This window comes from Trinickia sp. (genome assembly GCF_057351765.1).
Genome location: NZ_JBMRBK010000066.1, coordinates 1 through 25,950, shown reverse-complemented (window position 1 = coordinate 25,950; position 25,950 = coordinate 1). Strand labels below are relative to the sequence as shown.

General features: G+C 64.4%; 26 protein-coding genes. 13 read left to right on the top strand and 13 right to left on the bottom strand.

What is annotated here, in order from left to right; all coding sequences use genetic code 11:
• From ACO1XS_RS18175 to ACO1XS_RS18165, 3 genes are read right to left on the bottom strand one after another with little or no spacing between them, the layout of a single operon-like run.
• Positions 1-1,449 carry an efflux transporter outer membrane subunit gene (locus ACO1XS_RS18175; protein ID WP_331569718.1) on the bottom strand — a complete coding sequence of 483 codons (1,449 nt, stop codon included), beginning with the start codon at positions 1,447-1,449 and terminating at the stop codon, positions 1-3.
• Positions 1,450-1,451: 2 nt separating this feature from the next.
• Positions 1,452-4,604, bottom strand: coding sequence for an efflux RND transporter permease subunit (locus ACO1XS_RS18170; RefSeq protein ID WP_486391339.1), 3,153 nt, complete (start codon positions 4,602-4,604; stop codon positions 1,452-1,454).
• Positions 4,605-4,645: 41 nt separating this feature from the next.
• Positions 4,646-5,782, bottom strand: a complete 1,137-nt coding sequence (locus ACO1XS_RS18165) for an efflux RND transporter periplasmic adaptor subunit (protein WP_486391338.1) — start codon at positions 5,780-5,782, stop codon at positions 4,646-4,648.
• Between the two features lie 209 nt (positions 5,783-5,991).
• Between ACO1XS_RS18165 and ACO1XS_RS18160 the strand changes: the two genes are divergently transcribed.
• Positions 5,992-6,600, top strand: a complete 609-nt coding sequence (locus ACO1XS_RS18160; protein WP_331569716.1) for a TetR/AcrR family transcriptional regulator — start codon at positions 5,992-5,994, stop codon at positions 6,598-6,600.
• Between the two features lie 121 nt (positions 6,601-6,721).
• Positions 6,722-7,795, top strand: coding sequence for a hypothetical protein (locus ACO1XS_RS18155; protein WP_486391331.1), 1,074 nt, complete (start codon positions 6,722-6,724; stop codon positions 7,793-7,795).
• Between the two features lie 36 nt (positions 7,796-7,831).
• On the opposite strand, the gene ACO1XS_RS18150 is transcribed toward ACO1XS_RS18155, so the two are convergent.
• The 6 genes from ACO1XS_RS18150 to ACO1XS_RS18125 form a co-directional block, all read right to left on the bottom strand.
• Positions 7,832-8,062, bottom strand: coding sequence for a DUF2795 domain-containing protein (locus tag ACO1XS_RS18150; RefSeq protein WP_331569712.1), 231 nt, complete (start codon positions 8,060-8,062; stop codon positions 7,832-7,834).
• A 101-nt stretch (positions 8,063-8,163) separates the two neighbouring features.
• Complete coding sequence (locus ACO1XS_RS18145) at positions 8,164-8,427, bottom strand: hypothetical protein (protein ID WP_331569711.1); 264 nt, start codon at positions 8,425-8,427, stop codon at positions 8,164-8,166.
• A gap of 92 nt (positions 8,428-8,519) precedes the next feature.
• Entirely contained in the window at positions 8,520-9,857 is a 1,338-nt protein-coding gene (locus tag ACO1XS_RS18140; protein ID WP_331569709.1) for a C45 family peptidase, read from the bottom strand.
• A gap of 144 nt (positions 9,858-10,001) precedes the next feature.
• Positions 10,002-11,735, bottom strand: a complete 1,734-nt coding sequence (locus tag ACO1XS_RS18135; RefSeq protein WP_440560477.1) for a ClcB-like voltage-gated chloride channel protein — start codon at positions 11,733-11,735, stop codon at positions 10,002-10,004.
• Positions 11,736-11,833: 98 nt separating this feature from the next.
• On the bottom strand, positions 11,834-12,568 hold the full coding sequence (locus tag ACO1XS_RS18130) for a glutathione S-transferase (protein ID WP_486391330.1): 735 nt from the start codon (positions 12,566-12,568) through the stop codon (positions 11,834-11,836).
• A gap of 72 nt (positions 12,569-12,640) precedes the next feature.
• The gene (locus ACO1XS_RS18125; protein WP_486391329.1) at positions 12,641-13,717 is read right to left on the bottom strand and encodes a YeiH family protein; all 1,077 of its coding nucleotides are present in this window, start codon (positions 13,715-13,717) and stop codon (positions 12,641-12,643) included.
• Between the two features lie 111 nt (positions 13,718-13,828).
• Here ACO1XS_RS18125 and ACO1XS_RS18120 point away from each other — a divergent pair, with 111 nt between their 5' ends.
• The 7 genes from ACO1XS_RS18120 (at position 13,829) to ACO1XS_RS18090 (ending at position 20,754) form a co-directional block, all read left to right on the top strand.
• Positions 13,829-14,746 carry a LysR substrate-binding domain-containing protein gene (locus ACO1XS_RS18120; protein WP_331569703.1) on the top strand — a complete coding sequence of 306 codons (918 nt, stop codon included), beginning with the start codon at positions 13,829-13,831 and terminating at the stop codon, positions 14,744-14,746.
• 119 nt (positions 14,747-14,865) lie between these two features.
• Entirely contained in the window at positions 14,866-15,627 is a 762-nt protein-coding gene (locus ACO1XS_RS18115; protein ID WP_331569912.1) for a TIM barrel protein, read from the top strand.
• 26 nt (positions 15,628-15,653) lie between these two features.
• The gene (locus ACO1XS_RS18110) at positions 15,654-16,613 is read left to right on the top strand and encodes a sugar kinase (protein ID WP_331569701.1); all 960 of its coding nucleotides are present in this window, start codon (positions 15,654-15,656) and stop codon (positions 16,611-16,613) included.
• Between the two features lie 56 nt (positions 16,614-16,669).
• On the top strand, positions 16,670-17,956 hold the full coding sequence (locus ACO1XS_RS18105) for an MFS transporter (protein ID WP_440560467.1): 1,287 nt from the start codon (positions 16,670-16,672) through the stop codon (positions 17,954-17,956).
• A 4-nt stretch (positions 17,957-17,960) separates the two neighbouring features.
• Positions 17,961-18,959: a 2-hydroxyacid dehydrogenase gene (locus ACO1XS_RS18100; protein ID WP_486391328.1), complete on the top strand. Its 999-nt coding sequence runs from the start codon at positions 17,961-17,963 to the stop codon at positions 18,957-18,959.
• A gap of 287 nt (positions 18,960-19,246) precedes the next feature.
• Positions 19,247-20,299: a LacI family DNA-binding transcriptional regulator gene (locus ACO1XS_RS18095; RefSeq protein WP_331569695.1), complete on the top strand. Its 1,053-nt coding sequence runs from the start codon at positions 19,247-19,249 to the stop codon at positions 20,297-20,299.
• 89 nt (positions 20,300-20,388) lie between these two features.
• Positions 20,389-20,754: a DUF3022 domain-containing protein gene (locus ACO1XS_RS18090; protein WP_486391327.1), complete on the top strand. Its 366-nt coding sequence runs from the start codon at positions 20,389-20,391 to the stop codon at positions 20,752-20,754.
• Positions 20,755-20,791: 37 nt separating this feature from the next.
• On the opposite strand, the gene ACO1XS_RS18085 is transcribed toward ACO1XS_RS18090, so the two are convergent.
• Both ACO1XS_RS18085 and ACO1XS_RS18080 read right to left on the bottom strand, forming a co-directional pair.
• Positions 20,792-21,226, bottom strand: coding sequence for a PGDYG domain-containing protein (locus ACO1XS_RS18085; RefSeq protein ID WP_331569691.1), 435 nt, complete (start codon positions 21,224-21,226; stop codon positions 20,792-20,794).
• A gap of 73 nt (positions 21,227-21,299) precedes the next feature.
• Complete coding sequence (locus ACO1XS_RS18080) at positions 21,300-21,788, bottom strand: Spy/CpxP family protein refolding chaperone (RefSeq protein ID WP_440560471.1); 489 nt, start codon at positions 21,786-21,788, stop codon at positions 21,300-21,302.
• A gap of 205 nt (positions 21,789-21,993) precedes the next feature.
• Between ACO1XS_RS18080 and ACO1XS_RS18075 the strand changes: the two genes are divergently transcribed.
• Together ACO1XS_RS18075 and ACO1XS_RS18070 are read left to right on the top strand one after the other, a co-directional pair.
• Positions 21,994-22,455: an Lrp/AsnC family transcriptional regulator gene (locus ACO1XS_RS18075; RefSeq protein WP_331569687.1), complete on the top strand. Its 462-nt coding sequence runs from the start codon at positions 21,994-21,996 to the stop codon at positions 22,453-22,455.
• A 184-nt stretch (positions 22,456-22,639) separates the two neighbouring features.
• The gene (locus ACO1XS_RS18070) at positions 22,640-23,743 is read left to right on the top strand and encodes a saccharopine dehydrogenase family protein (protein WP_331569685.1); all 1,104 of its coding nucleotides are present in this window, start codon (positions 22,640-22,642) and stop codon (positions 23,741-23,743) included.
• 37 nt (positions 23,744-23,780) lie between these two features.
• Here ACO1XS_RS18070 and ACO1XS_RS18065 read toward each other — a convergent pair whose 3' ends face one another.
• Positions 23,781-24,377: a P-loop nucleotide/nucleoside kinase family protein gene (locus ACO1XS_RS18065; RefSeq protein ID WP_486391326.1), complete on the bottom strand. Its 597-nt coding sequence runs from the start codon at positions 24,375-24,377 to the stop codon at positions 23,781-23,783.
• A 120-nt stretch (positions 24,378-24,497) separates the two neighbouring features.
• Between ACO1XS_RS18065 and ACO1XS_RS18060 the strand changes: the two genes are divergently transcribed.
• Positions 24,498-25,055: a cupin domain-containing protein gene (locus tag ACO1XS_RS18060; protein ID WP_486391325.1), complete on the top strand. Its 558-nt coding sequence runs from the start codon at positions 24,498-24,500 to the stop codon at positions 25,053-25,055.
• A gap of 16 nt (positions 25,056-25,071) precedes the next feature.
• On the opposite strand, the gene ACO1XS_RS18055 is transcribed toward ACO1XS_RS18060, so the two are convergent.
• Positions 25,072-25,368: a YciI-like protein gene (locus tag ACO1XS_RS18055; protein WP_331569679.1), complete on the bottom strand. Its 297-nt coding sequence runs from the start codon at positions 25,366-25,368 to the stop codon at positions 25,072-25,074.
• 354 nt (positions 25,369-25,722) lie between these two features.
• On the opposite strand from ACO1XS_RS18055, the gene ACO1XS_RS18050 reads away from it, so the two are divergent.
• The coding region (locus tag ACO1XS_RS18050; RefSeq protein ID WP_486391324.1) for an acetyl-coenzyme A synthetase N-terminal domain-containing protein at positions 25,723-25,950 on the top strand (228 nt) is incomplete at its 3' end.

The following is a 25,950-nucleotide window of genomic DNA, read 5'->3' as shown; positions in this document are numbered from 1 at the left end:
TCAGGAGCGCTCGTCCGCCGGCACTTCGCCCATTGCCTGAAAGAGGCTTGCGGTATCGGTCAGGCGCCGGCTGGTCGCGCGAATCGCATCGAGCTCCGCGTTCAGATATTGCTGTTCGCTCGCCCGTTCGGCCGAGGGCGGTAACGCCCCGAGTCGGTGCCGCGCGGCAGTCTCCTCGAAGCCGGTGCGCGAGGCCCCGGCAGCCGTATCGGCCGATGCGAGCGTTTCCGCATCATGCTCGAGTGCCGCGAGCGTGTCGGCTACGTTCTGGAAAGCCGAGAGCACGGTCGCCTTGTACTGCAGCACGGCTGCGTCGTAGTTGTCGATCGCGGCTCGGCGCTGCGCGCGCAGTGCCCCGCCGTGAAAAATCGGCTGAGAAAGCCCGGCGCCGATGCTCCACACGGCGCCGGCGCCCGACAGCGCTTTGGCCCACGAGAAGCCGCTTTGCCCCATGCTTGCCGAGAGCGACACGCTGGGGAACAGTTGCGCCGTTGCCACTCCGACATCCGCCGCGGCCGCCTTGAGTGTGGCATCGGCGGCGCGGATGTCCGGACGCGAGCGTAACAGCTCGGACGGCAGCACCACGGGTACGCGCTCGGGCAATGCGAAGCTTTCCAGCGCCGGCACGGGGGGCGCGGCGTCGGGCGTGCGGCCCAACAGTACGGCGAGGGCATGCGCGGCCGCGGCGCGCTGCTGACGCAACCCGGGCAAATTGGCCGCGAGCGACGCGGCGCTTTGCTTCGACGTCAGCGCCTGCGCATGCGAGACGGCGCCCAGCGCATAGCGGCGTTCATCCTCGCGCGCCGTGTCGTTGGCGAGTGCCACGAGCCGCTCCGTCACCGCGATTTGACGGTCGAGCGCGGCGACGTTGATGACGGAGCCGACGATATTGGCCGCAAGCGCACGCCGTGCCGCATCGAGCTGAAACGCCTGCTGGTTCACCCGCGCACGCAATTCCGCATTTGCGTAGCGCACGGCGCCGAAAAGATCGAACGTATAGCTCGCTTCCACCTGCCCCACGAACACGTTGTAGAGGACGGTATTCGGTCCGGCGGTGGGAATGCCGAGCGCCCGTTCGCGTGTTGCCTGTGCGCCGGCGTCAACGTGCGGCAGCAATGACGAACCGATCTGTGCGCGCAGTTGCTCGTGCGCGGCGGCGAGCGATTTTTCGGCTGCGGCAAGCGTCTGACTGTTGCGCAGACCCTCATCGACGAGCGCGTCGAGCGCATCCGAGCGATAAAGCCGCCACCATTGGGGCACCGGTTCAGCGCCCATCTCGAACTGCTGGGCAACACCGCCAGCCGTCGCTGTGCGCGGCGGTTGCGGTGCCGCGCCATATTGGGCAGGCGATGGCATCGCGGGCGGTGCGCCGTTCGGACCGAAGGAACAGCCGGCCAGTGCGGATGCGATGGCCGCGGTGAGAACAACGCGACTCGAGGCGGAATTCATCGTCAGTTCCCCGTATGCTCAGTACCGGACGGCAGAGGATCGCGCTCGTCGCGCCGCACCCTGAACCACGCCGCGTAAAGCGCCGGCAAATAGAAAAGTGTCAGGATCGTCGCGCTCGTGATGCCGCCCATCAAGGCGGTGGCCATTGGCCCGAAAAAATTCGAGCGCAGCAACGGAATCAGCGCGAGCACCGCGGCCGCCGCGGTCAGTGTGATCGGACGGAAGCGGCGGACGGTGGCGCCGATAATGGCATCGACGCGCCGATGCCCGGCCGCGATATCCTGCTCGATCTGGTCGACGAGGATGACCGAGTTGCGCATGATGATGCCGAACATCGCAATAACCCCGAGCGTGGCCACGAAACCGAACGGCTTGCCGAACAGCAGCAGCGTCGCGACGACACCGATCAGCCCCAACGGCGCGGTCAGCACGACCATCAGGACGCGCGCGAAGCTCTGCAGCTGAATCATCAGCAGCGTCAATACGGCGATCGCCATCAGCGGCATTTGCGCGTTGATCGACGACTGGCCCTTCGCGCTTTCCTCCACCGATCCACCGACCTCGATCCGGTAGCCGAGCGGCAACTGGGCGCGCTCGGCACTCAGCGCGCGATCGATGGCGTTCGTGACGTCGATGCCTTGCGCGTTGCCGCGCACGTCGGCCTGGACGGTGATGGTCGGCTGACGGTCGCGCTCCCAGATGACGCCGTATTCGAGCGTCGCGCGCATGTGGCCGAGCGACGCGAGCGGCACCGGTCCGTTCGGAGTCGGCATCGCGAGGCTCGTCAGCCTTGCGGGGTCGACGCGTTCGCTCTTGGGTGCGCGCAGCTCGACACCGATCAGCTTGTCGCGCTCGCGATACTGCGTGACGGTATAGCCCGAGAGCGTCATCGCAAGAAAATTCGATACGTCTTGCGACGTCACGCCGAGTTCATGCGCTTTCATCTGGTCGATCTCGAACGACAGAGACCGTTCCGCGGGCTCGTCCCAATCGAATTGCACATTGCGCGTGCGCGTGTCGGCACGGACCATGGAGGCGACCCTCTCGGCAATGGAGCGCACCGTCGCGATGTCATCGCCGCTCACGCGGAACTGGATCGGAAAGCCCACCGGCGGCCCGTTCTCGAGCCGCGACAAGCGCGTGCGCACGCCCGGGAATTGGTTTTCGAGCTGCGTATCGAGCCAGCGGGCAAGCTTCTCGCGGTCCTCGACGGATTTGGCAGTCACCACGAATTGCGCGAAGTTCGGCTGCTGCAGTTGTTGATCGAGCGGGAGATAAAAGCGCGGGGCACCCGTGCCGACGAAGTCCACGAAGTGGTCGATTTCAGGGCGCCCATCGAGCGTCTTCTCGAGGCGCTTGGCCTCGCGCAACGTCGCCTCGAACGACGCGCCTTCCGGCAGCCGCATATCGACGAGCAGCTCGGGGCGATCCGAACTCGGAAAGAATTGCTGCGGCACGAGCGAGAACCCGGCCAGCGCGATGACGAAGAGCAAGACGGTGATGCTCAGCACGATCGCGCGCCGCTCGACGCACCACGCGACCCAGACGGACAACCGGCGATAAAAGCGCGTGTCGTAGATATCCACGTGATGCGCGTCGTCCGCCGCGGCGCCGTCGCCGCCCGCGTCCGTGCCATGCGGGTTGCGCTTGCGCTCGGTCAGCAGGTGATAGCCGAGCAGCGGAATCAGCACCACGGCGGCGAACCACGATGCGATCAGCGCGATCGCCGAGACTTCGAAGATCGAGCGGGTATATTCGCCGGTACTCGATTTGGCGAGCGCGATCGGCAAGAAGCCCGAAACGGTGACGAGGGTACCCGTCAACATCGGAAATGCGGTGCTCGTATAGGCGTACGCTGCGGAGCGCGTCCGATTCCAGCCCTGTTCGAGCTTCACGGCCATCATCTCGACGGCGATGATCGCATCGTCGACGAGCAGCCCGAGTGCCAGCACGAGCGTGCCGAGCGAAACCTTGTGCAGGCCGATATCGAAGAGGGACATGAACAGCGCCGTGACGGCCAGCACGATCGGAATCGAAATGGCGACCACCATCCCGGTTCGCAGGCCCAGCGAGATCAGGCTCACGATCAACACGATCGCGACGGCTTCGCCGACCGCTTCCAGAAAGTCGTTCACCGAATGCGATACCGCATGCGGCATGCTCGATACCTCGGTTAGCTCGAGCCCGGCCGGCAGATGCATGCGCAACTCGTCGCGCTTGGCATCGAGCGCTTTTCCGAGGCGAATCACGTCGCCGCCCGGCTGCATCGTGATGCCGATGCCGAGTACCGCCTGGTGGTTGCCGCGCATCTGCGTCACGGGCGGGTCGTCGTAACCGCGCGTGATCTTGGCGATATCGCCGAGGCGGAATGTGCGCTGGTTGATCGTGATGAGCGTATTGGCGAGCGCCTCGACATCGCGGAATTGTCCGCTCGGGCGGACGAACACGCGGTCGACACCCGTCGTGACGGTGCCGGCCGGCGAAACGGCGTTTTGGGCGTTGATGGCCTCGGCCAGCTGTTGTGGCGAGATGTTCAAACGGGTGAGCTGTGCGTTCGATATCTCGATGAAGACGTGCTGATCCGGGTCCCCGAAATAGTCGACTTTCGCCACGCCGGGCACGCGCAGCAGGACCGTGCGCAATTGATCGGCATAGTCATGCAACTGGGCCGGCGTGAAGCCGTCGCCTTGGAGCGTATAGACGTTCGTGTAAACATCGCCGAACTCGTCATTGAAGAACGGGCCGACGGTCCCCGGGGGTAGCGTGGCGGCAATGTCGCCCACCTTCTTGCGAATCTGATACCAGGTCTCCGGCACGTCCTTGACCGGAGCGGAGTCCTTCATCGTGAAAAAAATCATCGACTCGCCGGGGCGAGAGTAACTGCGCTGGAAGTCGATGTGCGGCTCTTCCTGCAGCTTGCGACCGATGCGGTCTGTGATCTGCTCTTGCACCTGCCGAGCCGTCGCACCGGGCCAGAGCGTACGAATCACCATCACGCGGAACGTGAACGGCGGATCTTCGGATTGTGCGAGCCGGGTGTAGGCGAGGATGCCTGCCAGCGTCGCGAGCGTGATGAGGAAGATCACGAGCGCCTGATGGCGAAGCGCCCATGCGGACAAGTTGAAACGGTCTTCCTGCGGGGACGGGGTCGGCATCGATTGCGGCAGGCCGTCGGAATCGTTGGGGCGATCGACGCTCATGACGCAAAATCCTCGGGATGCAACGGCGCGACCGCGCGGACGTGTTCGCCCGCGCTGACGGCGTGGACGCCTTGCAGCACCACGCGCTCGCCATCGCGAAGTCCCGAGGCGACGGAGATCGTGCGTTCGTCGTAGCGCACGACTTGTATCGGACGAAGCTCGAGCGTATCGCTGCCCGCGCGCACGACCCATACGGCCGGCCGCTCGCCGATGTGAAAGAGCGCGGTGGCGGGCAGGGTGAACGGATGCGCGACCGACGTATCGCCGGACGTTTCGAACGCGACGTTCGCGGTCATGCCGAGCTTGAGCGCGGGCGTCGGCGCCTGCAGCGTGAGCTTGACGCGGTAAGTGCGGCTTTGCGGATCGGCGGCCGGCGAGACTTCGCGCACCCGTGCCGCAAACGTCTGGCCCGGCAAAGCCGGCAGACTCACCCGCGCCGTGTGGCCGACGGCAAGCGAGGGCAGCAAGCGTTCGGGCGCATCGCAGACGACATCGATTTCGCCGCTCCACGCCAGTTGGTAGACAGCCTGACCCACCGACACGTTTTGGCCCGTATCGGCGTTTTCAGCCGTGATGACGCCGGCATGATCGGCCGTGAGCGTGGCATATCGGAGCTGATCGGCAGCCAGCGCACGTTGGGCTTGCGCGGCATCGCGCTGCGCCGCGGCCGCCGCATAAGCGTCTTGCGTTTGTTCGAGCTGCGCGGGCGCGATGAGGTTTTCGTGCGCCTGGGCGCGATCGCGATCGAGCTGCTGTTTCGCATAGACGAGCCGGTGCTGCGCCGCGTCGAGCTGCGCTTGCGCGTTCGCGACGTTCTTTTGCACGTCCGCCGGATCCAGGCTCGCCAATACTTGCCCGGGCTTGACCGTATCGCCGAGACGCACGCGTCGCTCGACGATCTTGCCCGCGACGCGGAATGAAAGCGGCGTGCTGTAGCGTGCCTGCACCTGGCCGGGCAGCGAGGCGACCGGTGCGCGACCGTCCGGATGCACCGCAATCGCCACGACGGGCTTGATCGGGGGCACGGCGGCTTCCCGCGGATGGCAGCCGGCGAGCGCCAAGGCGCAGCATACCGATGCCAGAACGCTATATCGGCGCGGGGACGAAGCGGCGCGACGCAACGACGCGCGCACGCCATTCGGTGCGCCATGATCGGAACGATCCACGAAGCCCTCGAAAGCAGATGAAAGGTGAAGAAAAAGCGCCGCAGCGTGGACCGCGCAAGCGCGGCCGGTCAGCCGCACCGGGGAGGTCATCTCGAATTTGCGAGTGCATTCTAATACAGGTGTGTATTGGAATGCAAAGGCGGATTTTCCGGTGTGGCAGTGCTACACTGTGGGACATGAAACGAAAACGCCTGACCCGCGAGCAGAGCAAGGACCAGACGCGCGAGCGCTTGATCGACTCGGCGCGCACGATGTTTATCAAAAAGGGGTATGTCGCAACGAGCGTCGAGGACATCGCGTCAGCGGCCGGCTATACGCGCGGCGCCTTCTATTCGAACTTCGACGGCAAGGCCGAGTTGCTGATCGAACTGCTGCGCCGCGACCACGACCGGATGGATGCCGATTTCCAAGCGATCATGCAAGACGGCGGCACGAAAGCGGAGATCGAAACGCGCGTCACGACCTACTACAGCCAGATGATTCGGGACGACCGTTGCTTCCCGCTCTGGGTCGAGGCGAAATTGCTGGCGGGCCGCGACGCCAAATTCCGCACCCGCTTCAACGCGTTCAGAAACGAGAAGCTCGAGCAGATCGCAGCGTACATCCGCGCTTTTTCGGAGCAGGTGGGCAGCGAGCTGCCGTTGCCGGCCGAAACGCTGGCGCTCGGGCTCGTGAGCCTTTGCGACGGCTTGCAGTTCTTTCGCATGTGCGATCCCCAGCAGTTCACCGATGAGGTAACCGAATCGGTCCTCGCGGGCTTCTTCCAAAGGGTCCTGGTTGGCTGAAAGAGCCTCGAGTCTGCAATATCGAGATATTTCTCAGAGATTTGCGCGTCGGCGATGACTAAAACTAGGCGAGTGAAAACGAGCGAATGCGCTCGCTTCGCCAACGTTAAAGGAGTCGACGATGGGACAAGAAGACAGGTATGAGGACGCCAGGCGACGACTGCGGCTGATGATGGAAGCCCGGACGCCCTCGCCACACACCGGGAATCTGCATCGGGATCTCGAGATTCTGCAGGCGATGTTGCTACTGCTCAAAGGCGCGCAAGACATTCGCGCGATGCAGTCCGGGTTGGGCACCAGCTACGAAGAATCCAAGCAGCTCGTCTATACCCTGATCGAGACGAAACCGAAGTTCACGCGAGCCAAAGCGGGCGCGCTCGCCGATACCGTTGGGCAGCTCGTGACCTCGGCCGTGCCGACGGCGATCAATGCAGCGGGACAGCTCGTCGCGAGAGCCACCGGCAGCGAGACGGTCGGCAAGGTCTTCGAAGGGGTCAAACAAGTCCACGATGTGACCGACGCCACCATCAGCGCGGTAGGAACGTTTGTCGCGGTTCAGCCGATGGTCAGCACCGTAATGAGCACGACCAACAGCTCGCTTGTGCAACAGTGCATGACGTGGTGGATGAGCGCCAACGCCGCTGCGAATGCGACAACGCTCGCAAACGGTTATCTCAGCGTTCTCAGCCATATCACGACCGTCATCTCGGTGCTCGTGACGGGCAGCAAGCTCGATCCCCTGCTGGCACTCCAGGACCGCTACCGCGGTACGTGCAGTTGCTGCGGCGAGGCGGCAAATATTGCGCAGGAATGGATGAAGGGGGCGTCGTCGTCGGCCGCCGGCCTGCATCCGCTCGTGGGGCTCCCGCTGGCGACTTACGGTGCGCTCGACAAAGGCGGCCATTATGTTGCAAAAAAGCTCGCTGCGAGGAAAGGCAAGGAACGCCACCGGGACGGGTACTACAGTGCTTGCGCGCTCTGGGGCGCCGCGCAGTCGAACCCGACGGAGCACGAGGTGTTCAAATACCGCTTCCCCCATGTCCTGGGCCAGGATGGCCGCTGCCCGATTGCCATGCTCATTCTCGCGACCTTGTTCGGACGAGGAAACCTTCAGGAAGGTGCGGCGAAGGCGGTTGCCGCGATCGTCTCGAACCGGGCGAGCGCAGTCGAGAAGATCAAAGGCCTGATAGGCTAGACGGCACCGGACATCGCCGGCCGGGGCGGCTCGCCGTCAAACGCTGACGCCGGGCCCGTAGTTGCTGCCGATCAGCCGCGTGACCGCATCGACGTCGGCGTAGTCCTGCTCAGGCAGCCCGTCGAGAATCGCCAGCAGTTCATTGCTCGCGCCGGCATCGCGAGCAATGTCGACGATCTCGTCCTTGTTCGCGGGAAAGGACACCGCATGCAGTACATCCGCGATCTGAAGATCGATGGGTTCGTCCGGGACCGCGGGTGTCGACATGATGAGCATGCTCCTTTGGCAGTATGGGGCGCCGCCCGCCGACATGCGGCGGCGGCTCTGTTGCGGCTCGATTGCGGTCCTCCGGGCTTCGGGGGCCGTCTTCAGGTTTGCGCCTGTCGCTCGTGCGGACCGAAGCGGGCCGCGAGGCCGTGCGGTTTCGGCAATTCGATGCGGCTCCAATGCTGGGGTCCCGGCCCGGTGCCGGCCAGCACATGCGGCGCGGGCGGTGCCACGGGCGGCGCGTTGATCCGCGCCGCGGCGAGCGCGGCGCGTGCCGTCAGGCTGTCGAGCGCCGCCGTATGGTTGGGTGCGGCGAAGCACGATGCCGAAAGCAATGCCATGGTCGTCAGTGTCGAGACTTTCATGACTCGACCTCCTTCTCGATGCGACATGCAGCCTTTGAGTCGTCTTCCGACCGGCAAATGCAGCATGCCGCGTGCCCGGGGCAGGGCGTGCCCTAGCGCAGCACTTCGAAGCGCGTCCAGGGCCACGAGGGCCTGTCGCGCATGTAACCGTTGAGCCAATTCCACTGCGGGTGGCGTTTCATGAACGCCTGTGCATCGAACGGGCGGCCGCAGGGATGCCCCCAGCGCGCCCAGAACGCGAGATCGCGCGCCATTTCGCTGTCGACGACTTTGCCATCGTTCGCCCCCCAAGGATTGAACGGCCCGTGGTCGTGACCGGCGAAGCGCGCGTCGTCGAGTTCGAGATGCCCGCAGATGGTGCGCGAGCAAGGATTGTCGTCGCGGTCGAGATAGACATCGTGATGATCGGCGATCATTTCCTTTGCGAGCTCGGCGTCGATCTTGCCGTGATGGATGTCGGCCAACTGCATGAAACGCAGGCGGCGCGCTCCGTTTTTACGAACGTCGGTATAGTCTTCGCCCTCGCCAATGCACTCCTGATTGCGAATTTTCAAATTCGTGGCGGTATTGCAACCACTATAGAAGCCGTCCTTGGTGCTTTCGAACCCGCGGGCGTGCAGCCCGAGTTCGAAGCGAGCGATTTCGCCTGTTTTCAAATCGCCCAACAACCAGCTGTTCGCATAGCCGCCGTTGTTCGACAGCGCGAACATGTCGCACCACTCGCCGATCGAGTTGGCGTATTGCGTCGCACGCCGCGAACGGTAGAACTCCGGCGCGCCCGATGGGTTGTACCCGGCGAAGTTCGAGATCGTCGTTTCAGTCACCATGAGACCGGCCGACGTCAGCCAGAAGTCCGTCAGACTCGAAATGCAGCCGGGCAGGCCCTGCATCAGAATGCGGTGTCCCGCGTCGGGGACGATATCGAATACCACGTTGAATGCGTCGCCCGCCGCGTAGCGGTCCCACGAGTTGTGGGCCATGACGATGCGGCCATCGCGCGTTGCGCTGCCGGTCGCAATGAATGCGCTGCAGTGATGCCCCCGCCGGCCGCGCCAGGGCTTGATGCCGGCCGAAGGATCCCGCGCCGCCGCCTGGGTCGGCCACCAGCTTTGCAGCAGGTCCATATAGCCGTTCCATGCGAGCACGTCGGCGAACGGCAACTTTGCACCGTCGGCGATGCCCTGAATTTCGTCCAGGTATTCGGTATCGAGCTTGCGCGAAAACTGCTCGACGGCAGCACGCGTGAACGTTTCGAACTCTTCCCCGGTATCCCAGCGGGCGAGATATTTGGCGGTGCGGATCGCGTTGTGGATTTCCGCGGCCAACACTTTGCCGTGCTGCTCGCCACGGTCGTACGGCTCGCCTTCAATATGGACGAAAATCCATCCCGCGTGGTCGCGGCGCACGGCATCGAGGAACGGCTCGCTCATCTTCGCTCCGGATCGACGAATCGGCCGGGAGAACGCTCACCCGGTGCGTTGCGCACGGTACCGCGTCGTTGCCCAGCTTCCGTTTCATTGTAGAGAAATTGCCGAGCTTTGCCATCCGGGCCATCACGCGCGGCCCATGCTCCATCAGATTGCCGGATTCATCCGACGGTACGCGTCGAGCAAGGCGGTTTTGTAGACCGCCCCCATCAAGGTCGGCTCCTCCGCGCTCGCGACGACGGGCAGCCGTTCGCCCTGAAAGGCCAGAAAACGCTGCAATGCAACGCTGATCGGCATATCGGGCGTCAGCGTTGCAAATTCGGGCTGCAAATAATCGGCCGCGGTGCGCGACGCGGTGTCGCGCTTCTCGAGTAGATCGGAGGTGATGTGCTTCAGCGCGACCACGCCAAGGAAACGGCCCTCCGCATCGACGACGTAGAGATACTTGACGGGATATTCGAGGAAGATTCGCGTCATCTCGCGCACGCTGGCGGTAAGCGGCACGACGGTATCCGCGGGCTGGATGAGCTCGCGCATCTGCGTTGCCCGCAGGCGCATCCGTTCTTGTTCGTCCGCGTGGCGGCGCAGCGTGATGTCGTACATCGATGCGTTGCCGATGGCACGGGCGACGAAATACGCCACGACGCAAGACAGCATCAGCGGCAATACGACCTGATAGCTGAGCGTCATCTCGAAGATCATGAGGATCGCCATCAGCGGAGCCTGCGTCGCACCGGCCAGAAACGCGCCCATGCCGACCATCGCGTAGGCGAACGCGCCCGAGGTGCCGTGCGGCCAAAGCGCATGTACGCCAAGTCCGAACAGCGAGCCCAGTGTCGCGCCGACGAACAGCGTCGGCGTGAACACGCCGCCGATCGCGCCGGAGCCCACCGTCGCGGCCGTGGCTACGAGCTTGCAGGCGAGGACGACGACGAGCGCCGTCCAGGTCCAGGGCGAGTGCAGAATCGAATTGACGACGCTGTACCCATTGCCCCAGACCTCGGGGACCCAGACGGAGATGAGTCCGACGACGAGTCCGCCGAGGGCGAGCCGCAACGGCAGGGATACGGGCAGCCTGCGAAACTGTGTGCGTGCGAGATCGATGAGCCGCAGGAACTGCGGCGCCGCCGCACCGCACAGAAAGCCCAGCGCAACGAAAAGCAGCACCTCGAGACCGGCGATGGGCGGGAATTCCGGCATTTCATAAGGCGGCCGATAGCCCGCGAACTCGCGCATCGTAATGTTCGCGACGACGGAGGCCACCACCACGGGGCCGAAGTTCTCCATCGCGATCGACCCGAGTACGATTTCGGTGACGAAGAACGCGCCCGCGATCGGTGCGTTATACGCTGAAGTGATGCCGGCCGCCGCGCCGCAGGCGACGAGCAGACGCAAGCGCTGCGAATCGAAATGGACGAGGCGGCCGATGATCGAGCCGGCGAGGGCGGCCAACTGAACCATCGGGCCTTCCCGGCCGATCGAGCCGCCGAAGCCGATGGTGAAAAGCGCCGAAACGCTGCGCCACGCGCTCTGCCAGACCGGCACGACACCATCGCCGATCGCGATCGCTTCCATATAGTCCGAATTCGCCGGCCCGCTGGCCCGACGCTGCGAGAGCATCAGGATGCCGCCCGCGATCAGACCGCCGGCCGCGGGCAGCCAGAGCCGAACGGTCCACGGCAGCGCGCGCGCCATTTCGACTAAGCCGCTGGCCCGCCCGGAGATCGCCCATTGGAGCAGATCGATGCAGCGCCGAAAGGCGATCGTGGCGAAGGCGCCGAGCAAACCCGTGGCGACGGCCCACAACAACATCGTATGGGCCTCGGACAGGCGAAACACGGCTTGAGCGCGGGTACGCAGGCGGAGCAGGAATGAAAGCACGGCGGCGGTGGCGGATTGCGTCGAGCGCAAGGATAGCATCGCCTTTTCGGCGCGCGCGTCGCCATTTCGCACCGCAGCCTTGTCGGGAGGCGACATCGTCAGCGCACGTCCTTGTCGAGTTCGGGGTAATGCCTGAAGATGCCGGTCTCGTTGAACGGCAGGCGTCGTTCGGAGGCGAGATAAGCGGCGATGTTCGGGCGCTCGGCGACGGCGTCATGCAACGCGGCGAGGCCGGGATAGCGGGCCGAGAACCGCTTCATCGCACGTGGAAACGCGTAGCGCAGCCCCTCGATCAGCTGGAACATCGACAAATCGACGTAGGTCAGGCTGTCGCCCACCATATATCGGCCGCCGTTGGGGTTTTGTGCCAGAACGCGCTGGAAGTACCCCATGAACTTCGGCAGGCGGTGCTCGATGAAATCGGCCGCGCGGGCACGGGCGGCATCCTTTTGCTCCTCGTAATAGCGCCCGGTGGCAATCGGATGATGAGTATCGTGGACCTCGGTGACCATATCGGCGATCGTCAGTTGCAGGCCGTGCACGACATAGCGAAGTTCGTCCTTCGGCGCGAGATGAAGCTTCGGTCCGAGATAGAGCAGGATGTTGGCGGTGTGCGGCACGATCAGATCGCCGTCTTTGAGAAAAGGCGGGGCGAACGGAACGTGCGGCTCGGTTTTGCTCGACATGACCTCCAGCATGGCGCTCTCGCCATACCCATCCTCGGCACGGCCGCGGGCGACATCGATATAGGGCGCGCGCGACTCCTCGAGCGCCAGGCGGACGAACTCGCCGCGGCCTTGCAAGCCGTTCCAGTAATGCAGCTCATAAGCCATCGATTTCTCCTTGGAAACGAGCGGTGTGGCGCCAGGGCGCCGTCGCTTTGATCGCTCCGCGAGGCGGTTCGTTCAGCCCAGGTACCGTTGGACACCCCAGGTGATGGCCAGTCCCGCGACGCTCAGCCACAGATAGAGGACGAGACCCGTTGCCAGCGCACGCGGGCCGGCACGGCGGACGTGCACGAGTCGCGTTTCGATTCCGAGCGCGGTCATGGCCATCGTCAGTGCGAAGGTATCGAGCGCGTTGGCTGCCTGAACGACGCCATGCGGCAACGCATGCAGGGAATTGGCGAGCACGCAGGCCAGAAAGCCCAACGCGAACCAGGGGATCGCCAGCCTGGCCGCGCGCGGTCGATCGGCATGGGTGCGCGCGTCCGAGCGCATGAGCCAGGCACTGACCATGAGGAGAACGGGTACGAGCAGCATCACGCGCGTCATCTTGACGATCGTCGCCACATGCGTCGCCGCCGGGCTGACATTGCTCGCTGCGCCGACTACTTGCGCGACTTCATGGATCGTACCGCCGAAATACAGTCCCACCCCGGTCGTATCGAGATGCAGCCAGCCCGCGCGGTACGCCAACGGATAAAGGAGCATGGAAAGCGTGCCGAACAGCACCACGCTCCCCACGGCGACGGCGCTTTTCTCGGGCTTCGACTGCAGTGTCGATTCGAACGCGAGCACCGCGGCCGCCCCGCAAATCGCACTACCGGCGGCGGTCAGCATCGCGGTGTCGCGGTCGAGCTTGAATAGCCGCATACCGATCCAGGTTCCCACAGCCAGTGTGCTGAGCACCACCAGGACAGACACGGCGAGGCCAGGCAGGCCCACCTGAGCAATTTCTTGCAGGCTCACCCGTAGCCCGAAGAACGCAACCGCGATTCTCAGCAGGCGGCGCGCAGCGAAGTTGACTCCACTGGCCCACGGGGCAGGCATCCCGGCCCGCAGTGTGTTGCCGTAGATTGCGCCGGCCACGATGCCTACGATCAACGGACTCACGCCCAACGCGGCGAGCGACGGCAAAGCGGCAAGCCGTGTTACGGCGGCGGCGAACAGTGCAACGAAAAGGAGACCATTCAGATGGCCCTGTTTGTCGGACCCCCCAGGCGTTGCGGCAGGAAAAGAAAATTGGGAGGAGTGAGACATCGAGGTGCCTTCGGCGGGAAGAGGAACAGGGTTTATGGTATTTCCACCATATCGATATGAAAAATTGTCATTTGCAACTTAATATATCGGCTGTACCGATACATGTCGCCAATGACCCCTGACCAACTGATAACCTTCGCCGCCGTCGCCGAGCATCTGAATATCAGCCATGCCGCGGGCGCACTTCATTTGTCGCAGCCCGCCGTCTCGGGCCAACTGAGGCAATTGCAGGACGAGTTCGGCGAACCGCTTTACCGGCGGCACGGCAGGGGCATACAGCTGACACCTGCCGGTCAGCAGCTTGCCGAGTACGCGCAGCACGTGAGCGACGCATACCGGCAGGCCCACGCCTATCGCGACGCATTGCGAGGTCTCGCGCGTGGGAGCCTGCGCGTGGGCGCGAGCACCACCCTTGCAAGCTATTTGTTGCCGTACCTGATCGCCGCGTTTCAGCGACGTTTTCCCGATGTGACCGTGATGACGTCGGGGGGCAACACCGCGGACATCGTCGCCGCGCTGCAGACGCTCGACGTCGCAATGGTCGAGGGCCCGCCGGGGGCGGGCCTGCCGCCGGGAACCGGGCTTCGCGGCTGGGGCGAGGACGAGATCGTGGCCATCGTGCCGGCGGATCACCCGCTTGCCGGGTCGTCCGACGGGGCGGTTGGCACGGTCAGTTTCGGTGCGTTGAGCGCTTTTCCCATCGTGTTGCGTGAAGAGGGCTCCGGCGTGCGGCAGATCGTCGAGCAGGCATTCGCAGCGGCCGGCGTGCCGATGCACGTGGCGCTCAGGGTAGCGGGCGTCGAAGGTGTGAAAGAAGCGGTGCGGGCCGGCATGGGCGTCGGTTTCGTATCGGCGCTGGCGATGCGCCACGAGGATGGGGCGCTACGAGCGCTTTCGCTGGCACCGCGGCCGCTGACACGTCGGTTTTCGATTCTCGTGCCACATGAAGGCGCCCAATCCCGCGTCGCCACGGCGTTCATCGATATGTGCCTGTCCGAGGCGACACCTGGAGCTAAGGGCTTTCCATAATGGCGAGAAACCCGGGTGTGCGGGCATCATTCCGAAGTCGGGCCGTCGGTGCCCGTTTTTTTGGATTGCTGATGGAACCGGTTCCAAACGATCGCGCAACGCATCAAAATGGGTGTCCGATGACCGAGATCGTGATCGTTGCGAATGCGTTCGGTGCGGATCCGGTCTGGCGCAGCGGACATTCCCCCTGGCTGGGCGTCGCGGCGGACGCAGGCGCTCACGGCTTCGAAGTGCGGCGGGAGCTTTTTGCGAGCGACGCCGATGCCAGCCACGAAGCGCTCGCCAGGCTGGGCGCCGAGGCGCGCAAACGTGGCCTGTGGTGTGTCTACTCGACGCCGGCGTGCCTGTATATCGAAGGGCGGCTCGATCACCACGCGTTGGCGACAGCGCAGGCCGAGGCGGACGCGCTGGGGGCCCGATACTTCAAACTGCAGCTGGGCACATTCACCGGGCGGGCGAATGCCGCCGCCATTGCGCGCATCTGCGATCAGGGGCGCGCGCGCCTTCTCGTCGAGAACGGTCAACGCGCAATCGACGACACACTCGCGCGCTTCGTGGCATTGTTCGATGCGCTCGCTGAAGAGGGGGCACCCGATGTACTCGGCATGACCTTCGACATCGGCAACTGGCAGTGGGCTGGCGAAGCACCGCTCGCGGCGGCCCAGGCCCTCGCCGAACATGTCGAGTACATCCATTGCAAAGGGGTCACGGGAAGTGGAGCGCGCCGTTTTGCGTGCGCGCCCGCGGCCGACGATCCGTTTTTCCCCTCGATTTTCGCGATCCTGCCGCGGCGCGTGCCGCGAGCGATCGAATTTCCGCTCGCCGAGCAAGGCGTGGCCGACGACGCGCGCCGACGCGTTGCATGGTTGGCCGCTACCTGAACACAGTCATGACCTGGGAGTCTTCGATGTCCTTTTCTCTCGATGTCCTCACCTACGGCGAAGCGATGGCGCTTTTCGTCGCGGATGAGCCGGGGCCGCTCGCGCAGGTGAACCGGTTCACGAAGCGAATCGCCGGGGCGGATCTGAACGTGGCCATCGGCCTGGCCCGGCTCGGCTTCAAGGTAGGCTGGATGAGCCGCGTCGGCGACGATTCTTTCGGCCGCTATGTGCTCGATACCCTCGCCAAGGAGGGCATCGACGCGGGCCGCGTGAGCGTGGACGGACGGTACCCGACCGGATTCCAATTGAAATCGAAGCAGGATGACGGCCGCGATCCGGCTGTCGAATATTTCCGCAGGGGATCGGCTGCGAGCCACTTGTCGATCGACGACTATTCGCCCGAGTACGCGTTGGCGGCACGGCACTTGCACTTGACGGGCGTCGCGCCCGCCATTTCCGCCTCGTCGCACGAACTTGCGTTTCACCTCGCACGCGAGATGCGGGAGGCGGGCAAGTCGATCTCGTTCGATCCGAATCTGCGGCCGACGTTGTGGCCCTCCCGCGAAGCCATGGTGACATCGCTGAACCGGCTCGCCACGCTTGCCGACTGGGTGCTGCCGGGCCTCGAGGAGGGCACGGTTCTGACGGGCTTCACGAAACCCGAAGACATTGCGGCCTGCTACCTCGATGCGGGCGCGCGCGGCGTCGTCGTCAAGCTGGGCGCGCGCGGCGCCTATTACCGCACTGCCGAATATTCGGGGTACGCCGCGGCCGCACCGGTGGCGCAAGTCGTCGATACCGTCGGCGCGGGCGACGGGTTCGCCGTGGGCGTCATCAGTGCGTTGCTCGAAGGCCGGGCGTTGCCCGAAGCGGTGGCGCGCGGCAATCGCATCGGTGCGCTGGCGGTCCAGGTGATCGGCGATTCGGAAGGATTTCCGACGCGCGGCGAGCTCGACCGGATCGAACGGATCGCTGCCCCGGCATGACGTAACGAAGGCTCGGCGCGCCCCGCGCCAAGCCTGTTCACATGGAGGAGACACCTATGCCCGCAAACCTGGCCCCCCGCCGCTGGTGGGCGATCATGCCGATCGTCTTCATCACCTACAGCCTCGCTTATCTCGATCGCGCGAACTACGGCTTCGCGTCGGCCGCCGGCATCAACAAGGATCTCGGCGTCAGCGCGGGATTGTCTTCGCTGATCGGCGCGCTCTTTTTTCTCGGCTATTTTTTCTTCCAGATTCCGGGCGCCATCTATGCCGAGCGGCGTAGCGTGCGCAAGCTCGTTTTCGTCAGCCTGATTCTGTGGGGCGCGTGCGCGGCGCTGACCGGTGTCGTCGCCAACGTTCCTTCGCTCATCGCCATTCGCTTCCTGCTCGGTGTCGTCGAAGCCGCGGTCATGCCGGCCATGCTGATCTTCATCAGCAACTGGTTCACGCGGGCCGAGCGATCGCGCGCCAACACGTTCCTCATCCTCGGCAATCCCGTCACGGTGCTCTGGATGTCGGTCGTATCGGGCTACCTCGTGCATGCGTTCGGGTGGCGCGAAATGTTCATCGCGGAGGGCTTTCCCGCCGTTATCTGGGCGTTTTGCTGGTGGGCGCTTGCGCGCGACACCCCGCGCGAGGTGAAGTGGCTGAGCGCCGAAGACAAGCGCGGCATCGACGCGGCGCTCGCGGCCGAGCAAGCGACGATCAAACCCGTGCGCAATTACGCCGAAGCGTTTCGCTCGCCCGCCGTCGTCAAGCTCTGCGCGCAGTATTTCTGCTGGAGCATCGGCGTCTACGGATTCGTCCTTTGGCTGCCGTCGATCCTGAAAAACGGCTCGGCGCTCGGCATGGTGGCAACGGGCTGGCTGTCGGCGCTGCCGTATCTGATGGCGACCATCGCGATGCTCGTCGTTTCGTGGGCCTCGGACAAGCTGCGCGTGCGCAAGGCGTTCGTGTGGCCGAGCCTGCTCATCGGCGCAGCGGCGTTCGCGGCATCCTATGCGCTCGGCAGCACGCATTTCTGGCTCTCGTATGCGATGCTCGTCATCGCGGGCGCGGCGATGTATGCGCCCTATGGGCCGTTTTTCGCCATCGTTCCCGAGCTGCTGCCGAAGAACGTGGCGGGTGGCGCGATGGCCCTCATCAACAGCATGGGCGCGCTCGGCTCGTTCGTCGGCTCGTATTTCGTCGGCTATCTGAATGGCGCGACGGGCTCGCCGGCTGCGTCGTATGCCTTCATGAGCGCGGCGCTCGTCGCGTCGGTGCTGCTGACACTTGCGGTCAAGGCTCAGCCTGAAGCCAGCGCAGCGCTTGGCGCACATGCCCATGCGTCGGGAAAGTGAACCGATGAAACCCCGTGTCGTCGTTTATAAGCCATTGCCCGCGGATGTGCTCGCCAGTTTGCGCGAGCGCGCCGAGGTCGAACTCTTCGATCCAGCCGCGTTTGCGAGCGCCGAGGCGCGCGCCTCTGCGCTCGCGGACGCGCTGGCTGCCGTCGACGGCGCCGTGGGTGCAAGCGTGCCGATCACGCCCGCAATGCTCGAGGGCGCGCAGCGGCTGCGCGTGTTGTCCACGATTTCAGTCGGCATCGATCACTTCGATGTGCCCGATCTGAACCGGCGCGGCATCGTCCTTGCGCATACGCCGGACGTGCTGACCGAGTCGACGGCCGATACCGTATTCGCGCTGATTCTTGCGACGGCACGACGCGTCGTCGAACTCGCGGAGTGGGTCAAGGCCGGACACTGGCGCGGCAGCATCGGGCCGCAGCAATACGGCGTCGAGGTTCAGGGCAAGACGATCGGCATCGTCGGGCTCGGGCGCATCGGTTCGGCTGTCGCACGCCGCGCCGCGCTCGGTTTCAATATGCGCGTGCTTTATGCCAATCGGCATCCCAACCCGGCGGCCGAGCAGGCTTTCGGTGCGCGCCGCGCAGAACTCGATACGCTGCTGGGCGAGGCCGATTTCGTTTGTCTGCAAACACCGCTCACACCTGAAACGGAGGGGCTCATCGGTGCGCGAGAGCTCGCCGTCATGAAGCGCGGTGCAATCCTGATCAACGCATCGCGCGGGCCCATCGTCGACGAACGCGCGTTGATCGAGGCACTACGGAACGGCACGATCGCCGGTGCCGGGCTAGACGTCTTCGAGCACGAACCGCTCGCCGCCGACTCGCCGCTGTTGCGCATGCCGCAGGTCGTCGCGCTGCCGCACATCGGCTCGGCTACACACGAGACGCGCCACGCGATGGCTTCCTGCGCGGTACAAAATCTTCTCGATGCGCTCGACGGCAAACTCGTCGGTAACGTTGCCAACCGCGAGGTTCTTGGGCGGCAAGTGCGATGAGATGCGAACGCACCTCCTAGATTGCGTAGGTGAATTGGCGGCGTGACGGGTGGTGCGGCGTGCCTTGCTGCGCTATGATGCGGCCACCGTACGAGTCGGGAAGCGCGCCACGGCGCGCTTTTTTTGCGACGCGAGGCAGCGCGTCGGATGCCGCGCCGCAGCGGCACCCGCGCCAGTCCTACGCAGAGCACCGACTCGTCCCGTTGGCGATCGCCACTGTTTCCCACGAGGAGATTTTCGTTGGCACTTGCATTCGAGCACGCATTTCGCGGAGGAGAGGGCGCGCGATGAACGTTCGGCCTTCTGGGGTACCGCGTCGCGCGACGATCAGCGATGTCGCGCGCGAAGCCGGCACGGGCAAGACCAGCGTCTCGCGATTCCTGAACGGCGAGACGAATGTCCTCTCCGCCGAGTTGCGCTCACGTATCGAAACCGCGATCAAGCGCCTCGACTATCGGCCCAACCAGATGGCGCGCGGGCTGAAACGCGGGCGCAATCGGCTGATCGGCATGCTCGTCGCCGATATCACGAATCCTTACACCGTCGAGGTGTTGCGCGGCGTCGAGGCCGCGTGTCACGCACTCGGGCTGATGCCGCTCGTATGTAACGCGGCAAACGAACTCGAGATGGAGCGGCGCTACGTACAGCTGATGACGACATACCGCGTCGAAGGCGTGATCGTCAACGCGCTCGGTGTCAGCGAAGAGACGCTGCAGCCGATTCACGCCGAAGGTACGCCGGCAGTGCTCGTCGATCGTACCGTCGAAGGGGTCGCGGCCGATATGGTCGGCCTCGACAACGATGCCGCGGTGCGCTTGGGCATGCAGCATCTGTTCGAGCAGGGTTTCGACGATATCTGCTTTGTCGTCCAGCCCTATGAGCGCATCAGCTCGCGCCGCCTGCGCGAAGCAGCGTTCAGGGCCGCATTCGCGCAAGCGAAGCACGCCGTCATGGGACGTACGATCGTGGCCGACCTCGGCGATACGCACGCGGTGAATCGAGCCTATGCCGAGATCGATGCGCATCTGGCCAACGCTTCGGCCGAAGGGCGCAAGCGAGTGGCCTTGTTCGCGGCCAATGGCCCGGTTGCGCTTTCCTTGGCGCTGCATCTGCATGCGCGCTACGGCGTACACTGGCAAGAGCACGCGGCGCTGATTGCGATCGATGATTCGGAGTGGGCCGAGCTCGTCGGCGTCACGACGATCCGTCAGCCGACTTATGCGATCGGCTACCGGGCCGTCGAGTTTTTACACGAGCGCATAGAAGGTGCGACCGATCCGGTACGCGAAGCGATGCTGCCGGGCGAACTGATCGCGCGGTCGTCCACCGGGCCAGTGTGACCGGTATGACAGGTTCGCCGCGCGCGGCGAGCTTCAGGGCATCCGCAGGCGCATACGCGTCGTCGACATAAAAGAGAGAGTGCCCAACGATGGAAGCTTATCGCTACGAATGTGCGAACGCGCACTTGGAAGCGCTCGCGCGCGTCATCAGCGACCTCTTTCCCGAGCAGACAGTGTTTTCGGATCGGCCGGCGGAGAACGGCACGCCCGGACTCGCCGTTCAATGGGTCGCGATGCGCTTCGGGGCGACCGCGCGGCGCATGACGTTGACCGTCCATCTCTCCGCGCCCGCCTATGCGCGCTACGTAGCGCTGCCGGCGCGGATGCGCTCGCGCAGCTTTGCGGTCCTGCGCGCGTATGTCGAAGCGGCGCTGGGCTCGCTGGAGGAGCAGTATGCCAACGGTGAGGCCGTGCCACGCGAGGTCGATATCGAATTGGGAGACGAATTCGCATGAGCCGCGGCCATGACGGACACGCCGTCGGAACGGCTCGTCAATCGGCTCGACGGTAGACGGCCGCGAAACGTTGAGCCTTCACGACGCCGTAGTCACCGGGCGCGTACTGCATGAGCCAATCTCCAGCGGCACCGGTGAGCGTGTCGCCATTGGCCGTGCGCGCGATCGAAAACGGTTGCGTCATTCGCTTCGCGAGCACGACGACCGGCCGATTGCGGTAGGCACCTGCTTCACCGTGGGCGACGCCCGCGGCGGCGGGAAGATATTTGGCATCGAAGCGCGCGCGCTCGACGACCCATCTGGCGCCGCCCGTTCCGGTGACGAGCGCGTCGCCGGGCTCGTAACGATTGGGGCCTTCCAGGCTCATCAACGTGCCGGGGCTCTGCGCGAAGGCAACACTGACGGTCTCGTCCTTCACGTATCGATCCGCGGCGGGATCACGGCTCAAATCGACATCTTTCAGTTCGTTCATCGAAGCGGCGTCAAGACAAAGGCGTGAGCGTAGCCCGAAGCCGGCCATCGCGCACGCCTTTTCAGCGCAAGCGTTATTGCTGCGAAGGCTTCGGCATTTTCGGGATGGGCGCGCCGCGGTGCTTGTGCCGGCCCATGTTCTCCCGGAAGGTGGTATCGGCCAGCTTCTTCTGTTCTGCCGAGAGGCTCGAGTAAAGCGGCTCGAATGCCGTCGCGAGCTTCTTCGCGCCATCGGCATGCGCTTGCGTGAGCTGTGCGTATTCGTGCATGTTGTCGAGCGCCGTCTCGGATTCGATGCCCTTCATGCGCTGCTCGTACAGCTTACCCATCGTCTCGCCGTCCTCGCGCATGGCATCGGCGAATGCCTTCCACTGCGTCTCCTGCGCGGACGTGATCTTCAGCTGATTGTGCAAATAGGCGATACGCTGCTCGATACGAGCTTCGTGCTTCTCGGCGGGCGTAGCGGGCGAGGAGGCCGCCGACGCAGGCGCCTGTGAGGCGGTTTGCGCGAACGCCCCGTTGACCGCGAGCGCGCACGCGAGGATGACAAACGTTTTTTTCATTGGAACTCCTTCGTTCGTTCGAACAAACAGCCGGCGCGCAGTGAGGTGCGCCAAGCAAAGTCGATTTGTACCACTGCGCTGCGGCGTTCGTCCGCCTTGAGACATGCGCTTACAAATGAAACCGCCCGGTAAGCTCACCTGTGAGCAAGCGCGATGAGCGATAATGCGGCGCTTGTCATTCAGCCGGGCGCCCCGCCTTTCACCGATGAGACCGCCACGCCTCGATCAACTCGACGAACTCGACCGCAACCTGGTGGCATTGCTACAGGCCAACGCGCGCGAGAGCGTCGCCAATCTGGCCCGCCGTCTCGGCGTGGCCCGTACCACGGTCCTGGCCCGCATCGAACGGCTCGAGCGCACGCAGGTCATCGCCGGCTATGGCGTACGGCTCGGACAGGACGTTCTGGACGCCAGTATCAATGCCTATGTCGGCATCATTCTCGCGCCGAAGTACGGTCCGGACGTTCAAAAGCGGCTCGCGAAGATGCCGGAAGTGCAATTGCTCTGCGCCGTCAGCGGCGAATACGACTACGTCGCATGGCTGCGAGCCGATTCCCCCGAGCGGCTCAATGAGTTGCTCGACCAGATCGGCGCGCTGGAAGGCGTCGAACGCACGACGACCTCGATCATCCTCGCTCGAAAAATCGATCGCGGCACGCTCACGTAGGCGCGTTTCGTCGAAGTGTCGGTTGGAGTCGTCTTTTCGACGAAACTGGCCGCAGCCCACGGCACTTTGCGCCTGTTTTCCGGTTTTGCGCATCCTTAAACTGTTTTGAAGCGCTGACTGCGCTCGCCTTGTCCCGCGCGGCGGGAGGGGCGCACCCACCAAACAGAACGCCAAGGAGAAGCGCATGAAAGTAGCCATCGTCGGAGCAGGTCTCATCGGCCACACCATCGCCCGCATGCTGGGGGGAACCGGCGATTACGAAGTGGCCGCGTTCGATCGCGATCCAGTCGTACTCGAGAAGCTCGCGGCGCAAGGCATCTCCACGTACCGCGTCGACTCTGCCGATGCGAATGCGCTGAAGGCGGCTTTGAACGGATTCGACGCGCTCGTCAACGCATTGCCGTATTACCTAGCCGTCAACGTGGCTGCGGCGGCCAAGGCGGCCGGCGTTCATTACTTCGATTTGACCGAGGACGTGCGGGCGACCCATGCGATCCGCAGCCTGGCCGATGGTGCCGCGCACGCGTTCATGCCGCAATGCGGTCTCGCGCCGGGGTTCATCGGCATTGCCGCTCACGAACTGGCGAACCGCTTTTCGCAGGTTCGCGACGTGAAGATGCGTGTCGGCGCGCTGCCGCAGTTTCCTACCAACGCGCTCAAATACAATCTGACCTGGAGTGTCGACGGGCTCATCAACGAATACTGTCAACCTTGCGAAGCGATCCGCGACTCGCGTAAGCAATGGGTGCAGCCGCTCGAAGGGCTCGAGCACTTCTCGCTCGACGGCACCGAGTACGAGGCATTCAATACCTCGGGCGGCCTGGGTACGCTGTGCGAGACGCTCTCGGGCCGTGTCGAGACGCTCGATTACAAGTCCGTGCGCTATCCCGGGCATCGAGACCTCATGCAGTTTCTGCTCGAGGACATGCGGCTTGCCAGCGACCGCGATACGCTCAAATCGATGATGCGGCGCGCGGTACCGTCCACTGCGCAAGACGTCGTGCTCATTTTCGTCACCGTCACCGGTATGCGCGACGGGCAACTCGTGCAGGAGGTGTTCACGCGCAAGGTTTTCGCAAAGCATGTCTGCGGCGTGGCGATGAGCGCGATCGAAATCACCACTGCGGGCGCTATGTGCGCGGTCCTCGATCTATTCCGCGAGAACAGGCTGCCGCGCAGCGGGTTCATTCGGCAGGAGCAGGTATCGATGCGAGAATTTCTCGCGAACCGCTTCGGGCGTCTCTACGATGGCGCGACGTTGGAAGCGGAGGCGGCCGTGTCCGTCTGAACGCGCGGCGAACACTCGGGGCGAGGGGGAGGCATGTTCAAGCCACGGGACCCGGGGCGGCAACGATAGCCCGGAGCAGGGCGTCGAAATCGGTCTGCCGGGGCGACGTATTGTCGAACATGATCAGCCCCTCGCGCGCGCCGCCATCGGGTACGAAGCGGCGCTGCCGATACTCGTCCCAATGCGTGAGCTTATAAGCATCGTTGGGATTGCGCCGTCCCACGATGCGGGCGTGCGCCGTGTCCTCCGACGTCGATACCCAGACGATGCGAATGACGACGTCATCGCCGATGCCGAGCCAGCTGCGATCGAACAGGCGCCGATCGCGGACTTCGCGGGAAAGCGGGCCGATCACCACCGTGCTGATGCCCAGTTCGAGGTTTTCGCGCGCGGTATCGAGCAGTCCGCGATACTCCGGGTCTCGCAGATGCTGAAGATAGAGCGGGCTGTCACGATCGTTCGGATCGCCGGTCAGTGCCCGCATGGCCGCCGCGCTGTAGCCGCCGTAGAGCGTGTCTTTGTCGAGCAGGCAAAACGCTTCGCCCGTCTCGCGCATGAGGGGGCCGATCAGGCGTTTGGCAATCGTGGTTTTGCCGGTGCCCGAATGACCGCAGAAGAAAACGAGGTGCGTCACGGATCGATGTCCTTCAAAGTCGACGCGCTCAAGTGTAGCGGTTCGGCTGGCTGTAGCAACGGCGCATTCGCGGCTAAACTGCGTCGCTGTTCCCACCATTTCCGACAGGAGAGGCTACCGATGAGCGTATCGAACGCCGCCGCGCGCGCATTGATCGATCGGCTCGGGCTTGCGCCGCACCCGGAGGGAGGCTATTACCGGGAAACCCACCGCGACGGCGCCCGCGTCGTGCGGTTGGCTTCGGCGGACAGCGCAAACGCGCCGCAGGGGCCCGTACGCGCCGCATCGACTGCCATCTATTACCTGCTTTGCGATGGCGCCTATTCCGCGTGGCATCGCATCGATGCCGACGAGGTGTGGCATTTTTACGCAGGCGATCCGCTCGATATCCACATGATCGACGAGGCAGGTGTTTTGACGACGCGACGGCTTGCTGACGCCCTCAGCCACGAAGGCGCCGCCTATCAGGTGGTGGTGCCCGCAGGCTGCTGGTTCGCGGCTGAGTGCGTGCCGACGGACAACGATGCCAGCTTCGCACTGGTGGGATGTACTGTGGCACCAGGCTTCGAGTTTTCCGCGTTCGAACTCGCCGACACGCTAGCGCTTCTCGCGCGCTATCCCCAACACGCCGCGCTGTTGCGCCGACTCGGCCCGGGCGCAAGCGCGCGGCGCGGCTAAAGCCGGATAGGCAGCCTCAGCGGATGGGGTTGTCGGCACCTTCGCCGACGACGGTCGTCCACGGCCTGATTTTCCAGCCGGTGACGATGTGCTCCCGTACATAGGGGTCGTTGCGCGCAAAGGCATCGACAGTCTCGGCATCCTTGCATTGAAACAGCAAGATCGATTGATCCACCGGATCGGCGAGCGCCCCGCCCAGCAGGAGCTCGCCGCGTTCGACGGCCTGCCATGCATGTTTCAGGTGCTCGTTTCGAAAAAGCGGGCGCCGTTCGAGATAGTCGGGCGCAAGTTCGTAAAACAACAGGTAGTGCATGGCGATTCTCCCGTGAAAGGACCTCGGTCGCGAGATCGCCATCTTAGCAGCGCAGCCGCGGAGGGGCCGCGTGGCCATGCCCCTGCAGGGCGAGGGCAGGCTGCATGGCGCGCCGGCTCGCCCGCGACTGCCGTTCGGCGGCGGCCGGCCGCAGTGTCAGCCCTGATCCTTGCGGGTCGCGGGTTCGGGTATGCCCGCATAAACGGGGCCGAGTAAGTTTTGGGTAAGAGAAGAGCGGTAGCGTAGGGAATCGAGGCCGCACGCGAAAGCCGGGCTCGAGCGGATGCTTGCACACCCGACAGCAACTCGGCGCGTCGTTCCGATGCTCGCGTGCTCAACCCTATGGAGGAGACAGTGAGTGTCATCGAATCGGTCCTGCGCGAGGGCCGCATCTACGAGCCCAGCGCTCAAACAGTTGCCAATGCATCGATTCCCGGAATAGACGCGTACCGCGCGCTGATGGAGCACGCGGAGCACGACTACGAAGGATTCTGGGCGAAGCTCGCTCGCGAGACGTTGTCGTGGCACAAGCCGTTCACGAAGGTGCTCGACGAATCGAATGCGCCGTTTTACACCTGGTAT

Bases quoted from the DNA above. Each gene is read 5' to 3' on its own strand.
- ACO1XS_RS18080 (WP_440560471.1), bottom strand. From the start codon at position 21,788: ATGAAAAAAACGTTTGTCATCCTCGCGTGCGCGCTCGCGGTCAACGGG.
- ACO1XS_RS18095 (WP_331569695.1), top strand. From the start codon at position 19,247: ATGAACGTTCGGCCTTCTGGGGTACCGCGTCGCGCGACGATCAGCGAT.
- ACO1XS_RS18130 (WP_486391330.1), bottom strand. From the start codon at position 12,568: ATGGCTTATGAGCTGCATTACTGGAACGGCTTGCAAGGCCGCGGCGAG.
- ACO1XS_RS18120 (WP_331569703.1), top strand. From the start codon at position 13,829: ATGACCCCTGACCAACTGATAACCTTCGCCGCCGTCGCCGAGCATCTG.
- ACO1XS_RS18060 (WP_486391325.1), top strand. From the start codon at position 24,498: ATGAGCGTATCGAACGCCGCCGCGCGCGCATTGATCGATCGGCTCGGG.
- ACO1XS_RS18075 (WP_331569687.1), top strand. From the start codon at position 21,994: ATGAGACCGCCACGCCTCGATCAACTCGACGAACTCGACCGCAACCTG.
- ACO1XS_RS18115 (WP_331569912.1), top strand. From the start codon at position 14,866: ATGACCGAGATCGTGATCGTTGCGAATGCGTTCGGTGCGGATCCGGTC.
- ACO1XS_RS18105 (WP_440560467.1), top strand. From the start codon at position 16,670: ATGCCCGCAAACCTGGCCCCCCGCCGCTGGTGGGCGATCATGCCGATC.
- ACO1XS_RS18145 (WP_331569711.1), bottom strand. From the start codon at position 8,427: ATGAAAGTCTCGACACTGACGACCATGGCATTGCTTTCGGCATCGTGC.
- ACO1XS_RS18110 (WP_331569701.1), top strand. From the start codon at position 15,654: ATGTCCTTTTCTCTCGATGTCCTCACCTACGGCGAAGCGATGGCGCTT.
- ACO1XS_RS18085 (WP_331569691.1), bottom strand. From the start codon at position 21,226: ATGAACGAACTGAAAGATGTCGATTTGAGCCGTGATCCCGCCGCGGAT.
- ACO1XS_RS18125 (WP_486391329.1), bottom strand. From the start codon at position 13,717: ATGTCTCACTCCTCCCAATTTTCTTTTCCTGCCGCAACGCCTGGGGGG.
- ACO1XS_RS18070 (WP_331569685.1), top strand. From the start codon at position 22,640: ATGAAAGTAGCCATCGTCGGAGCAGGTCTCATCGGCCACACCATCGCC.
- ACO1XS_RS18170 (WP_486391339.1), bottom strand. From the start codon at position 4,604: ATGCCGACCCCGTCCCCGCAGGAAGACCGTTTCAACTTGTCCGCATGG.
- ACO1XS_RS18150 (WP_331569712.1), bottom strand. From the start codon at position 8,062: ATGTCGACACCCGCGGTCCCGGACGAACCCATCGATCTTCAGATCGCG.
- ACO1XS_RS18140 (WP_331569709.1), bottom strand. From the start codon at position 9,857: ATGAGCGAGCCGTTCCTCGATGCCGTGCGCCGCGACCACGCGGGATGG.
- ACO1XS_RS18160 (WP_331569716.1), top strand. From the start codon at position 5,992: ATGAAACGAAAACGCCTGACCCGCGAGCAGAGCAAGGACCAGACGCGC.
- ACO1XS_RS18100 (WP_486391328.1), top strand. From the start codon at position 17,961: ATGAAACCCCGTGTCGTCGTTTATAAGCCATTGCCCGCGGATGTGCTC.
- ACO1XS_RS18055 (WP_331569679.1), bottom strand. From the start codon at position 25,368: ATGCACTACCTGTTGTTTTACGAACTTGCGCCCGACTATCTCGAACGG.
- ACO1XS_RS18090 (WP_486391327.1), top strand. From the start codon at position 20,389: ATGGAAGCTTATCGCTACGAATGTGCGAACGCGCACTTGGAAGCGCTC.
- ACO1XS_RS18155 (WP_486391331.1), top strand. From the start codon at position 6,722: ATGGGACAAGAAGACAGGTATGAGGACGCCAGGCGACGACTGCGGCTG.
- ACO1XS_RS18175 (WP_331569718.1), bottom strand. From the start codon at position 1,449: ATGAATTCCGCCTCGAGTCGCGTTGTTCTCACCGCGGCCATCGCATCC.